The organism is Rhodocyclus purpureus (assembly GCF_016653115.1).
GTDB lineage: Bacteria > Pseudomonadota > Gammaproteobacteria > Burkholderiales > Rhodocyclaceae > Rhodocyclus > Rhodocyclus purpureus.
Map to the genome: position 1 here is coordinate 33659 of NZ_NHRX01000016.1, position 12282 is coordinate 45940.

Consider the following 12282-nt stretch of genomic DNA (forward strand, 5'->3'; position numbering starts at 1 on the left):
TCAATGGCCGGCGTGCGCATTGGTTCCGGCAGCTCCCGCCCGGGCACCTTCCGCGCTGGCTGCGCCGGCCGCCGCCTTGACCGGGCCGACGCGTGTGACGACCCACTCGCCCTGGCCGCGCTCGACGAACTCGAAGGCGACCACGCTGCCTGGTTTCAGCGCCTTGAAGATCGCATCGTTGGCCGCCTTGAACTCCATGGTCATGGCCGGCCACTTGAGGCTGGCGATCGGTTCGTGACTGATGCTCGCGGTGCCTGCCTTGGCGTCGACCTCCTCGACCTTGCCGACGGTCTGGTGGCCGACCGCGGCGGGCTTGGTGTCGGTTTTTTCGTCGGGCCGGGCGAAGCCGGCGACCGCCGCCTTGAGCTTGCTTTCGGCATCGATCAGGAAATTCGCGGCGACGACCACCGACTCGCCTTCGCGCACGCCGGCGAGCACCTGGACGTACTCGTCGCCGCGTGCGCCGAGGCGCACCTCGCGCGGCTCGTAGCGCCCGGCCCCGAGTTCGACGAAGACGAGCTGTCGTTTGCCGCTGTCGATCACCGCCGATATCGGCACGGTGAGGACGGGCCCGCTGTCCGCCGTCGCCAGCTGGACCTGCGCGAACATCCCCGGCTTCAGGAGCGTGCCGGGGTTGGCCAGTTCGATGCGCACCGCCGCCGTGCGTGTCTGAGCATTCAGCATCGGGTAGATGTAGCCGATCGTCCCGGCCAAGGTCTTCCCGGGATAAGCGTCGGTCGTGACCGTGGCCTTGGCACCGTTCCTGAGCACGCCGATGTCCTGTTCGGCCACCTCGGCGATCACCCACACCGAAGAGAGGTCGGCGATCTGGTAGAGCGCTTCACCGGGACCGAAGCGCATTCCCTGCACCGCCTTCTTCTCGGTGACGACGCCGCTCACAGGCGAAACGACGGTCAGCGTACGCTGCGCAGCGCCGGATCTCGCCAGCGCCTTGATCTGTGCTTCCGGGATGTCCCAGTTGCGCAGGCGGCTCAAGCTCGACTCGGCCAGTTGCCACATTCCGCGCCGGGTCGTCTCGGCAGCTTCGCCGGCGGATCCCTGCAAGCGGTCGGCGCCTTCGGCAGCGATCGCGTATTCGCGCTGCGCCGACACCAGTTCGGGGCTGTACACCTCGAACAGTGGCTGGCCTCTGCGGACCAGCTGGCCGGTGGCGTTCGCGTGCAGACGTTCCACATAGCCCTCGAACTTCGGTGCAATGGCGTAGACACGGCGCTCGTCCGCCTCGATGCGGCCGACGGCGCGCACCTCCTTGCCGAGCGGGCGCAGGCTGACCACCTCGCTGCGCACGCCGAGTTTCTGGACCTTCTCGGTGCTGATCCGGATCCGCCCGGTCGCCGCCGCATCGCCCTCCTCTTCGTCGGCGTAGACCGGGATGTAATCCATCCCCATCGGATCCTTCTTCGGCGTCGGCGAAGTATCGGGCAGGCCCATCGGGTTGCGGTAGAACAGGATCTTGCGCTGGCCGGGGGGAGCGGCCGATCCCGGGGCGGCGGGATTTGCGGCTTCGCCCGCGGGCGAAGCCGTGGGCGCACTGCCCAGCCGGTACCCGCCTGCCGCCGCCAACGCGGCGACGAGGACGAGAACGACGGTCAATGGCCATGCTTTCATAATTCTTCCCCGATGATGCGTTCGATGTCGGCCACGCGTATATGGACCTCCGCGCGCGACCTGATCTCGTCGAGCTTCGCCTGGCGGATCTGGCGCTGCGCGTCGAGCAGCGTCGCGAAGTCGAGCTTGCCGTTCTCGTAGCCGGCGAGCGCCGCGCGGAAAGTCAGCTCGGCTTGCGGCAGCAGGCTGTCGCGTACCAGGACCCCGGTTCGCTGCGCGGCGTCGAGCGCGGCGATGGTTTCGGCAAGCTCGCCGACGATCCGGTTGGCGGTCGCTTCCCGGCGCGAGCGCGCAGCGGCCAGCATCGCCTCGGCTTCGCGCTCCTGCGCGCGCCGCGAAGACTGCTGCAGCGGGATGTTCATCTCCAGCATCAGATCCCATTGCTTCAGCTCGTTCTGGAACTGGTTGGGGGCGACGCCGAGGGTGAAGTCGGGATAACGGTTCTTGTAAGCCAGCTCGCGGCTTTTCTCGGCGGCGTCGATGCGCGACGAATCGACCGCGAGCAAGGGGTTGCGCGCCCTGGCGCGTTCCTCGAGGCTGGCGTAGTCGAGTTGCGCGGGGGCAGGCAGCGCTCGCAGCCGTTCGGGCGACGCGAGCGGCGCTGTCGCCGGGCGACCAAGCAGCGCGTTTATGCGCGCGCTCAGCTGGCGCTGCTCGGTGTCGAGCGCGATCAGCTCGTTTCTCATCGTCGTCTGTTCGACCTGGGCGCGGATCACGTCCTGCTGGGCGGCGAGCCCCGACGCATAACGCAGTTGCGCGACACCCTCCAGGCGGACCAGCAGGTCGAGGATTTCGCGCGTCAGCCGTTCCCTGTGCGCGAGGTAGTAGCGCTGGGCATGGAGGGTCCTGATCTGCGCGGCGAGGTCGTTCCAGCTGGCCGCGGCCGTCGCGGTGGCGCCGTCGGCCTCACGCTGCGCAAGCTCGCGCTTGAGATCGCGCTTGCCCCACCAAGGGATGTCCTGCATCAACAGGTAACGCGTACTGCCGGCCCGGCCGGGCAGCAGGGTGGCGCTCTGCTCACCACCACGGGTGACGTCCATCAGTTCGGTGCGCAGCCTGGGGTCGGACAGGGCGCCTGCGGCTTCGACGCGTTGCGCTGCAGCCGCCGCCTCGTGACGCGTGCCGGCGTAGTCAGGGTTGTTCTCGCGCGCCAGCGCGAGCAGGCTGTCGACGTCGCTTCCCGGCGCCATCTGCGCCTGGGCGCTCCCCCAGCAAAGACCGACCAGCGCAAAGAACAGTAGGCCGCGGGAACTCTTGGCAGGCTTCATTGGACTTTCCGTGATGGCTAACGTGAAACGTGGAACAATTTCGTGAAACATCGGCTGAACTAATCTGCCGAAGCCGTCGGATCAACAGCCCGTCAGTTGGAAAGGCCGCGAAAACAGAAGAACGAACTGGATTGCCACGGCGCTACGCGCCTCGCAATGACGGCAGTGAAGCGAATCCGTCATCGCGAGCCTGCAGGGCGTGGCGATCCAGACAATGCGTCATCGCGAGCCCGCAGGGCGTGGCGATCCAGTTCGTGGGGCTTATATCCGGGCGCCCATGGATAGCCGGCAAGGGCGAGAAAACAGAAGAACGAACTGGATTACCACGGCGCTGCGCGCCTCGCAATGACGGCAGCGGATGGGCGCGTTTCATGCTTCGGGCCTTCCTGCCCTCCCACATCCGTTGCCACGGGAACGCTTGTCACGGGAGGAGCGGCAGCCGCAAATGCGGGTGGATAACGTCAGCGTAATTCGAGGCGGACGATGGTCATGGCGCCGTCGATGGTTTCGCTGGCGAAGCTGATCCGGCTGCTTTCAGTCACCTTGTCGAGCCAGGCGGCTTCCTTGACCTTGAAGCTCATCGTCATCGCCGGCATGCCGTTGGGCAGGGGACCGTGGGAGACGGTCAGCTTGCCGCCTGCCTTGTCGAGCTTCTTGACCACGCCGTCGATCAGCGTGGACGGCGTACTGGCTTGTCCAGTTGACGCGTGCATGGCGCCCTGTCCGGCCTTACCTTCATGTGCGACGGCGCCCAGCGCGGGGGACAACAACAGCACGGCAACGAGGCCGGGTACGATCGAATTTTTCATGGACTTTCTCCTGTTCGGGAATGGACAAGGCGGCAGTGACGTCCTTGACGCTGGTCGGCGTGGTGCACTGGCGACAGGCGCAGTCTGACGCGGCAGGCCGAACAGGAAGCTGTCCGCGAGATTACATTTCGGTAATCTTCGTCAGCGCGCAGGCTCTCCGGCAGAAAATTAGGGCGATGGCGAAGAGATTCGAGAAGGAGTGGCAGATGAAAATACTGGTCGTCGAAGACGAGCCCAAGACCGGGGACTACCTGCGCCAGGGGCTGGCAGAGGCAGGTTTCGTCGTCGACCTCGCCCGCAACGGATTGGATGGGCTGCACCTGGCACTCGGCGAAGCCTACGACCTCGCGATTGTCGACGTGATGCTGCCGGGAATCGACGGCTGGCAGCTGTTGCAGGGAATCCGGCGCGCCGGCAAGGACATGCCGCTGCTCTTCCTCTCCGCGCGCGACGCCGTCGAGGACCGGGTCAAGGGCCTCGAACTCGGCGCCGACGACTACCTCGTCAAGCCCTTCGCCTTCTCGGAACTGCTGGCCCGCGTGCGCACGCTACTGCGGCGTGGCAGCAAGGCGAAGGAGCCCGAGCTCTTGCGCGCTGCCGACCTCGAACTCGACCTGATTCGTCGCCGCGTCAGCCGCAGTGGCAGGAAGATCGACCTCACCGCCAAGGAATTTTCCTTGCTCGAACTGCTGTTGCGGCGACAGGGCGAGGTGCTTTCGCGCTCGCTGATCGCCTCGCAGGTCTGGGACATGAACTTCGACAGCGACACCAACGTCATCGAGGTCGCCATCCGTCGCCTGCGCGCCAAGGTCGACGACGGCTTCGAGCCCAAGCTCATCCGCACCGTGCGCGGCATGGGCTACGTGCTGGAAGTCGCCACATGAAGCTCGTCGCCGGCCAGTCGCTCACTGCCCGTCTGACCCTGCTCTTCGCCTCGGTGTCGACCGGCGTCCTGCTGCTGCTCGGTCTCCTGGTCGGTGCGCTGGTCGAGCGTCACTTCGAGGACCTGGACACGGAATTGCTGTCAGGACAGCTCGAGATCGTCCGCCAGGCGGTGGTGGCGGCACGTTCCGCAGGCGCTTCGGCGGGCCATTCCGGCGCGCTGGCGGAGCACCTGGACAGGGTGATGGTCGGACATCACGGTCTGGCCTTGGTGGTCCGCGGCGCCGACGGGAGGTTGCTCCATGCGAGTGCGGGCGCAGACTTTCCGGCGGAAATCCAGGCGAGACTGAATGCTCAAGCGCTGCGTCCGCTCAAGTGGTCGGGTCGCGACGGGCGCCTCTATCGCGGCATCACCGGCAGCGCGCCGACCGGTGTCGACGGCGAGCCGGCGCTCGCCATCGCACTATCCACCGAGCTCACGCACCACGAACAGTTCATGGACTCGTTCCGCGCGGCGCTGTGGTCGGTGGTCGCGCTGGCGGCGCTGCTCTCCGGAGGCCTGGGCTGGCTGGCGGCACGGCGCGGCTTGGCCCCGCTCCGCGACATCGCCCGTGACGCCGAAGACATCACCGCCGACCGCCTCGACCGGCGCCTGCGCAGCGAGGCCATCCCGTCCGAACTGGCCGAGGTGGCGCAGACGCTCAACGAGATGCTCGCGCGGCTCGAGGCATCTTTCCGCAGGCTGTCCGACTTCTCGTCGGACATCGCGCACGAGCTGCGCACGCCGGTGAGCAATCTGCTGACGCAGACCCAGGTCACCCTGTCGAAGGCGCGCAGCGCCGAGGAATACCGCGAGGTGCTCGCGTCCAACGCCGAAGAGTTCGAGCGTCTCGGGCGAACCATCGCCGACATGCTTTTTCTCGCCAAGGCGGACAACCAGTTGCTGATCCCGCATCGCGAAGCGGTCGATCTGGCACAGCAAGTCGCCAGCCTGCTCGAGTTCTACGAAGCTCTGGCCGAAGAGAAGGATTTGCGCATGACTTTTTCCGGCGCGGCGCGGGTGAGCGGTGACCGCTTGATGCTGCGCCGGGCCATCGGCAACCTGCTCTCGAACGCGGTCCGCCACACGCCGCCGCACGGACACATAAGGGTCGTGCTCGACGGCGGCGACGGCAGGACTGCGCTCGTTCGCGTCGAGAACACCGGAGAAACCATCGCCGCCGAACACCTGCCGCGCCTCTTCGACCGTTTCTACCGGGCGGATGCCTCGCGCCGCCACAGCGGCGAAGGCGCCGGGCTGGGCCTGGCGATCACCCGCTCGATCGTCATCGCCCATGGCGGCGAGGTCGCGGTACGTTCGGCAGACGGTGTCACTGCGTTCGAGCTGCGCTTTCCCGGCTGATGGCAGCGGCGATCCGCCGGCGCACGACCCATTTGCGCACCTCCTCCAGCACCAGCATCGCCAGCGCGAAGGGCAGGATGCACAGCCACACCGATGGCGGCGGTGGGGCGGTGGCGAAGAGCGCGTTGCCCCACGGCGTGTAGTCGATCAGCAGCAGCAAGATGAGTTCGAGGACGACCCCGCCGAGGATCAGCGGGTTGCCGGAGATCCCGGTTTCGCGCAACGAGCGCAGCGAACTGCGGCAGAGGAAGACGTTCACGATCTGCAGCACGATGATCGTCGTGAGCGCGGCGCTGGTCGCCTGCCGGTAGAGGAGGCTGTCCGCCGCCGGCATCTCGCCCCAGCTCCAGCCGCCCTCAAGCAGGACGAAGAAGAAGGCGGACATGGTCGCCGCGGCCTCGATCAGCCCGAGGAACAGGTAGGCGCGCCAGACAAGCTGCGCGTTGAACAGGCGCTCGTTCTGCGCGCGTGGCGGACGCCGCATCGCCTGCGGATCGGGCTTCTCGACGCCGAGCCCGAGCGCAGTCAGCGAATCGGTGCCCATGTCCACGGTCAGCGCCTGGATCGGGGTCAGCGCGATCGGCACGCGGAAGAGCGCGAAGGCGAGGTAGGGGACCAGTTCGGCGACATTGTGCACGAGGACGTAGGTGAGGAACTTGCGGATGTTGCCGAACACCGCGCGGCCCTCCTCGACGGCGGCGACGATCGACGCGAAGTTGTCGTCGAGCAGGACCATGTCGGCAGCCTCCTTGGCGACGTCGGTCCCCGAACGCCCCATGGCGATGCCGATGTGCGCGGCCTTCAGCGCCGGCGCATCGTTCACGCCGTCGCCGGTGACCGCGACGATCTGCTGCTTCCTGCGCAGCGCGACGACGATGCGCATCTTCTGGTCGGCGGCAAGCCGCGCGAAGACGAGCTCTTCCGAGTCGAGCGCGAGCTGCAGTTGCGTCGCCGACAGGTGGCGCAACTGCTCGCCGGTGAGCACGCGCGGCTCGGGCGAGCGTACCAGCCCGATCTGGCGCGCGATCGCCAGTGCCGTCTGCGGATGGTCGCCGGTGACCATGATCACGCGGATTCCCGCCTCCCGGCATTTCGCGATCGCCGCCGGAACCTCCGGGCGCGGCGGATCCTCGAGTCCCGCGAGACCGCAGAAGACCAGTTCCTCCTCGGCAGCCTCGGCCGTCAGCGGGATCTGCGCGCCGGCTTGAGCTTCGGCACCGCCCGCCTCCACCGCTCGCACCGGCAGCGTCCGCCAGGCGAAGGCGATGACGCGCAAGCCCCTCGCCGCCATCTGCTCCTGCGCGCGCTGGATTTCGGCACGCGCCGCGGCGTCGAGCGGACGCACGACGCCGGCGTCGACTAATTGCCCGCACAGCGGCAGCACGCTTTCGGGGGCGCCCTTGCAGTAGAGCGTGCGCCCCGTCGCCGTCTCGACCAGCACCGACTGGCGCATGCGGTCGGTATCGAAGGGAAGCTCGTCGACACGCTCGGCGCCCTTCTCAGCCACCTCCAGCCTCGCCGCAAGCTCGACCAGCGCGATCTCCATCGGGTCGCCGAGCAGGACGGGCTTGCCGTCGGCCTTCGCTTCCTCCAGCGAATGGCAGAACGCGGCGGCGAGCAGCAGTTGCCGATTGTCTTCGACCAGGGTGCGCTCCTCGCCCAGCGCGGCGGCCGGGTGCAGCCTCAGCCCGAGCAGCAGTTCCTCGACGCGCATCCGGTTCTCGGTCAGCGTTCCGGTCTTGTCGGTGCAGATCACCGTTGCCGAGCCGAGCGTCTCGACGCAGGGCAGGTGGCGGATCAGGACCTGGCGCCTGGCCATGCGTTGCGACGCCAGCACCAGCGCCAGCGTCAGCGTCGGCAGCAGCCCCTCGGGGACCATCGCGACGATGATGCCGATCGAGAAGATCAGCGCCTGCCAGAAGGGGATCCCCAGCGTCTGCGCCAGCGCGAGAAAGACGATCCCGATCAGCACGGCGAAGAAGGCGATGCGGCGGCTCAGGTGCGCGAGTTCGAGCCGCAGCGGCGAGACGGTGTCGCCGGCCGTCTGCGTCAGCTGCGCGATGCGCCCGAACTCGGTCTGCGCGCCGGTGGCGAAGACGAGCGCGCTGCCGCGTCCGGCAACGAGAGAGGTGCCGGCGAGCAGGAGGCAACGGCTGTTGATCCAGTGCTCCTCGCGCGAAGGCAGCGCGTCGGCGACCTTCGGTCTCGACTCGCCGGTGATGGTCGCCGTGTTGACGCGGATGCCGTGGGCTTCGAGCAGCCGGCAGTCGGCCGGGATGCTCTGCCCGGCCTCGACGTGGATGACGTCGCCGGGAACCAGTTGCTCGACCGGGAGCCGCACGACGTTGCCGTCGCGCAGCGCATTGACCTCTTCGGGCAGCAGTTTCCTCAGCGAGGCCAGCGTCCGCTCGATGCGGTGCTCCTGCCAGAAGGAGAAGCTGCCGCTGACCAGGATGACGGCGACGATGGCGACGCCGACCTTGGCCATCCCCTGTCCCGGATCGAACCATTCGGCGAAGAAGGCGAGCGCGGCCGCCACCCAAAGGATCACCGAGAAGAAGCCGAAGTACTCCTGCGCCAGACGCCAAGCGAGCGGCTCCCTGGCAACCGGCGACACCACATTGGCGCCGTGCTCGGCCAAGCGGCGTCCGGCTTCGGCGCTGGAAAGCCCGCTCGCGCTGCTGTGCACGCTGGCCAGCGCCTCGGCGACCGACATCTGGCGGATCTGCATTGCCGCTTGCCTCCCGTGATCGGCGGATCGGGGTGATCGATTCGGGCCTGCCGGCCCTCCCGTGGCAGGGCGCCGCCGCCCCACTTTCATTCTAATGCCATGAGCAAGTCGTTTCCCTGCCGGGTCCTGCCGCAGCGAGGGGCACGATCGCCCCGGCATTCTTGCCGCTCCCGCCGAAGTGCTATCATCGGCGCGCCTGGCCCGCTACGGCAGGCTGCGCTCCCTCCCCCACCCTTCTGAACCGACAAGATGCAAGTTTCCGTCAAGCAGTCTCACTTCGAAGTCGAGGACCACGGCCCGCGCCACGCGCCGGCCGTCCTGCTGATCCCGGGTCTCGGACTGCAACTCACGTACTGGCCCGATGAATTCGTCCAGCCGCTGCTCGACGCCGGCTACCGCGTGATCCGCTTCGACAACCGCGACGCGGGGCTGTCGAAAGCCTTCGACGAATTGCGCATGCCCAACTTCGTCTGGTTCATGATCCGCCAGCAGTTGGGCCTGCCGGCGCGCCCGCCCTACACCCTGCAGGACATGGCCGACGACGCGCGCGGCATCCTCGACGCGCTCGGGATCGACGCGGCGCACGTGGTCGGCATCAGCATGGGCGGAATGATCGCGCAACGACTCGCCGCCAGCGCGCCGCAGCGGGTGAAGAGCCTGACCAGCATGATGAGCAGCAGCGGCGCGCCCAGGCTGCCGACTGCCTCGCGCGAGGTGTTGAAGGTGATGCGCCGGCGCCCGCCGAAGGAACACGGCAAGCTGCTCGACCACCTGACCGAACTGCAACTGCTGCTCGCGAGTCCCGCCGCGCCGATCGCGCCGGCCGAGATCCGCCGCCAACTGGAACAGGCGATCGAGCGCAGCTACCGGCCGGTCGGCTTCATGCGCCAGGTGCTCGCCATCGCCAGCGACCTCGACCGCGCCGAACTGCTCGCCAGGATCACCGCGCCGACGCTGGTCATCCACGGCCGGCAGGACCCGATGATCCCCTTCGCCTGCGCCGAGGACACGCAGCGGCGGATTCCAGGCGCGCGGCTGGTCGGCGTCGAGGGCATGGGACACAACCTGGCGCCCGGCATCTGCCCACAGCTCGCCGACCATGTCCTGAAGCATCTGCAGGCCTGCCACTAAGGTGGAAGAGCTGGCCGCAGACCGGCAGCAGCGCGCCCGGCTGCGCCGGATGCAGCTCTGGGCCGGCGGCCTGCTGCTCGCGTCGCTGCTCCTCTTCATCGTCGCGCAGCTGCTGCACGCCCGCCACCCGGCCTGGGGCTATGTCGCCGCCTTCGCCGAAGCTGCGGTGATCGGCGCCATGGCCGACTGGTTTGCCGTCGTCGCGCTCTTCCGCCATCCGCTCGGCATCCCCGTCTGGCACACCGCGATCATCCCGCGGCGCAAGGACGACATCGCCCGCAGCCTCGGCCAGTTCATCGAGAACCACTTCATCACCGAGGAAGGAATCACCCGGCGGATCCGGGACGCCGACCCGGCGACCCGGATCGCCAGCTGGCTGCTGCACCCGGTCAACAAGGCCAGGATCGGCGACGCGGGCGCCCGCGCCTTGCGCCAGCTCCTGCTCGCCATCGACGACGCGGAGATGTCGGAGGCCATCCGCGACATCGCCACCCGCCAGCTGGCGAGAATCGACCTGTCCGGGTCGGCGGTGACGCTCGCCGACATGCTGGTCGAGGCGGACAAGCATCAGCAACTGCTCAATGCCGTGCTCGACGGGATCGGCGGCTACCTCGGCAACGAGGAGAACCGTCCGCGCATCACCCAGTTCCTGATTTCGGCCTTCGACATCGACAACGCGCTCCTGAAGATGGCGCTCGGCCGCTATGCACCGCGCGCCATCGTCTCGCTGCACGGGACGGTCGCCGCGATCCGCAATGACCCGGAGCACGCCTTCAGGCTTAGCTTCGGCGAGTGGGTCGACGCGTGCATCGAGCGGCTCAGGGAAGACCCCGAGTGGCGAGCGCGGATCGCCCGCCATCAGTCGGAAACGCTGGCCAGCCCCGCGGTGCAGTCGATCCTCGCCGGCTTCTGGGATGCGATCAGGGATCATCTGCTCGACGATCTCGGCCGCGACGACCCGCGCATCGCCGCGCGCACCCAGGCGCTGGTCGACAGGATCGGCAGGCTGCTGGTCACCGACGAATCCTTCCGCGACTGGCTCAACGCGGCCATCGAAGCCGGCAGCCGGGGTCTGGTGCACAGGTATCGCGGCGAAGCCGGCAAGTTCATCGAGCAGCAGCTCGCCCAATGGACCCGGGAAGAGATGAGCGAGCGCATCGAACTCGCCCTCGGCCGTGACCTGCAGTTCATCCGCATCAACGGCACCGTGGTCGGCGGGCTGATCGGCCTCCTGATCTACACGGCGCTGCAGCTGGCGGGAAGGAGTTAGGCTTCCGGCGTGCCGGGGCGGGTGCTACGCAAGGGAGTGGGCGCTTGTAGCCGCCTAGGGAAAGCGATTCCGCTCCGGGAATTTGCCATCCGATTCCCATAGGCCCTCCAGGGTGCGCAGCTTCACCCTCCAGCCCTGAGCTGATGGGTGGAAGCGCCGATAAGAAGTCACGAAGCCCCGCCCCGCGGGCTGACAACTGACGAGGAGCAGGTCGTCAACACGGCCGTTTGCAATCCTTTTCCATGCTGATTTGCCGGTCAGCGTCAAGCGTATTGGTTCGATACGCTTGTCAGCGGATCGAGCGACTGCCGCCTGCAAATGGTCGCGTACGACCTGCACCGGAATGGTCAACGGCCCATTGTATGAACCGGCTTCGACGGTCAAATCGGTCGATACCAGATAAGTGGGATGTGGAGCGCCGCGAACGGGCACGGGGTCGAGTCGCGCCAAGGGTGTCTCAAGAGGAAAACGATCCAGCACCTCTCCCGCGCAGCCGACAAGCTCCAGTGTTGCCGATGCCTCGGAACGAGGATTCCCGCTTCCCCATTCACTTTCGACGACTTCAGGGCTCAGCCGCTCATCCAGAACGACGCGCAGGCGCTTGCACCCTAGTTCCACCTCCTGTGCGGCGAGGACTACGGAAGTGGCGCAAACAAGACCGAGACATATCCAGCGCTTCACGGAAGTCTCACAATCTCTATGCCTGGAATGAGCCCCTCGCTCGCTTCCACCGCTTTCATCAGGGCATCGATCTGGGATTTGACGCTTTCGTCGAGATCGACGCCCGCGGCGTTCAGTTGAGCGAGGTAAGCCTTGGTATCGTTTTCGCTGGGAGGCGTCAGCTTGTTGATCTGCGGAATGCTCCTGGCCCTCCGGGACCAGCAGGTGCGTTCGGATGAATTGCGTCACCTTTTGTCATATCAGTGCCTCAACAAGTATTGCGGCGAAGTCTGCAAGTTGCTCGAACAACAGCTGGCCCAATAGACCAAGGGGAAGCATGGTGTCAGTTCACGGTGTCGTCTGACCGGTATCTAGCTCGCGACGAGGTGTTCGTCACTCGATGCAACGACGGGACTACTGCCGCCATGCCCTGCACTCCCCGGCTAGTGCGGCGGCATGCCGTACATGCTGCGTTACGTTACGGAAGCCGCCTGTATCGT

At 67.1% G+C, this 12282-nt stretch carries 9 protein-coding genes; 4 read left to right on the plus strand and 5 right to left on the minus strand.

Going from position 1 to position 12282, the window contains the following annotated elements:
* The 3 genes from CCR84_RS03050 to CCR84_RS03060 all read right to left on the minus strand — a co-directional run bounded on the left by CCR84_RS03050 (nt 1) and on the right by CCR84_RS03060 (nt 3706).
* Nucleotides 1-1614, minus strand: coding sequence for an efflux RND transporter periplasmic adaptor subunit (locus CCR84_RS03050; protein ID WP_242508506.1), 1614 nt, complete (start codon nt 1612-1614; stop codon nt 1-3).
* An 11-nt stretch (nt 1615-1625) separates the two neighbouring features.
* Nucleotides 1626-2897 carry a TolC family protein gene (locus CCR84_RS03055; protein ID WP_201209472.1) on the minus strand — a complete coding sequence of 424 codons (1272 nt, stop codon included), beginning with the start codon at nt 2895-2897 and terminating at the stop codon, nt 1626-1628.
* 461 nt (nt 2898-3358) lie between these two features.
* Nucleotides 3359-3706 carry a copper-binding protein gene (locus CCR84_RS03060; protein ID WP_201209473.1) on the minus strand — a complete coding sequence of 116 codons (348 nt, stop codon included), beginning with the start codon at nt 3704-3706 and terminating at the stop codon, nt 3359-3361.
* Nucleotides 3707-3912: 206 nt separating this feature from the next.
* On the opposite strand from CCR84_RS03060, the gene CCR84_RS03065 reads away from it, so the two are divergent.
* Both CCR84_RS03065 and CCR84_RS03070 read left to right on the plus strand, forming a co-directional pair.
* Nucleotides 3913-4590 carry a heavy metal response regulator transcription factor gene (locus CCR84_RS03065; protein ID WP_201209474.1) on the plus strand — a complete coding sequence of 226 codons (678 nt, stop codon included), beginning with the start codon at nt 3913-3915 and terminating at the stop codon, nt 4588-4590.
* Complete coding sequence (locus CCR84_RS03070; RefSeq protein ID WP_201209475.1) at nt 4587-5990, plus strand: heavy metal sensor histidine kinase; 1404 nt, start codon at nt 4587-4589, stop codon at nt 5988-5990. Before CCR84_RS03065 ends, CCR84_RS03070 begins: the two co-directional genes overlap by 4 nt.
* On the opposite strand, the gene CCR84_RS03075 is transcribed toward CCR84_RS03070, so the two are convergent.
* Entirely contained in the window at nt 5959-8721 is a 2763-nt protein-coding gene (locus CCR84_RS03075) for a cation-translocating P-type ATPase (protein ID WP_201209476.1), read from the minus strand. The genes CCR84_RS03070 and CCR84_RS03075 overlap by 32 nt on opposite strands.
* A gap of 249 nt (nt 8722-8970) precedes the next feature.
* Here CCR84_RS03075 and CCR84_RS03080 point away from each other — a divergent pair, with 249 nt between their 5' ends.
* Together CCR84_RS03080 and CCR84_RS03085 are read left to right on the plus strand one after the other, a co-directional pair.
* Nucleotides 8971-9852, plus strand: coding sequence for an alpha/beta fold hydrolase (locus CCR84_RS03080; RefSeq protein ID WP_201209477.1), 882 nt, complete (start codon nt 8971-8973; stop codon nt 9850-9852).
* 1 nt (nt 9853) lies between these two features.
* A complete protein-coding gene (locus CCR84_RS03085) occupies nt 9854-11122 on the plus strand; it encodes a DUF445 domain-containing protein (protein ID WP_338052553.1) in 1269 nt (422 codons plus the stop codon).
* Between the two features lie 54 nt (nt 11123-11176).
* Here CCR84_RS03085 and CCR84_RS03090 read toward each other — a convergent pair whose 3' ends face one another.
* Nucleotides 11177-11803 carry a hypothetical protein gene (locus CCR84_RS03090; RefSeq protein WP_201209478.1) on the minus strand — a complete coding sequence of 209 codons (627 nt, stop codon included), beginning with the start codon at nt 11801-11803 and terminating at the stop codon, nt 11177-11179.
* Nucleotides 11804-12282: the final 479 nt, after the last annotated feature.

What these genes read in the sequence shown, in the direction of transcription:
- CCR84_RS03060 (WP_201209473.1), bottom strand. Translation starts at nt 3,706, where the DNA reads ATGAAAAATTCGATCGTACCCGGCCTCGTTGCCGTGCTGTTGTTGTCC.
- CCR84_RS03080 (WP_201209477.1), top strand. Translation starts at nt 8,971, where the DNA reads ATGCAAGTTTCCGTCAAGCAGTCTCACTTCGAAGTCGAGGACCACGGC.
- CCR84_RS03070 (WP_201209475.1), top strand. Translation starts at nt 4,587, where the DNA reads ATGAAGCTCGTCGCCGGCCAGTCGCTCACTGCCCGTCTGACCCTGCTC.
- CCR84_RS03065 (WP_201209474.1), top strand. Translation starts at nt 3,913, where the DNA reads ATGAAAATACTGGTCGTCGAAGACGAGCCCAAGACCGGGGACTACCTG.
- CCR84_RS03055 (WP_201209472.1), bottom strand. Translation starts at nt 2,897, where the DNA reads ATGAAGCCTGCCAAGAGTTCCCGCGGCCTACTGTTCTTTGCGCTGGTC.
- CCR84_RS03075 (WP_201209476.1), bottom strand. Translation starts at nt 8,721, where the DNA reads ATGCAGATCCGCCAGATGTCGGTCGCCGAGGCGCTGGCCAGCGTGCAC.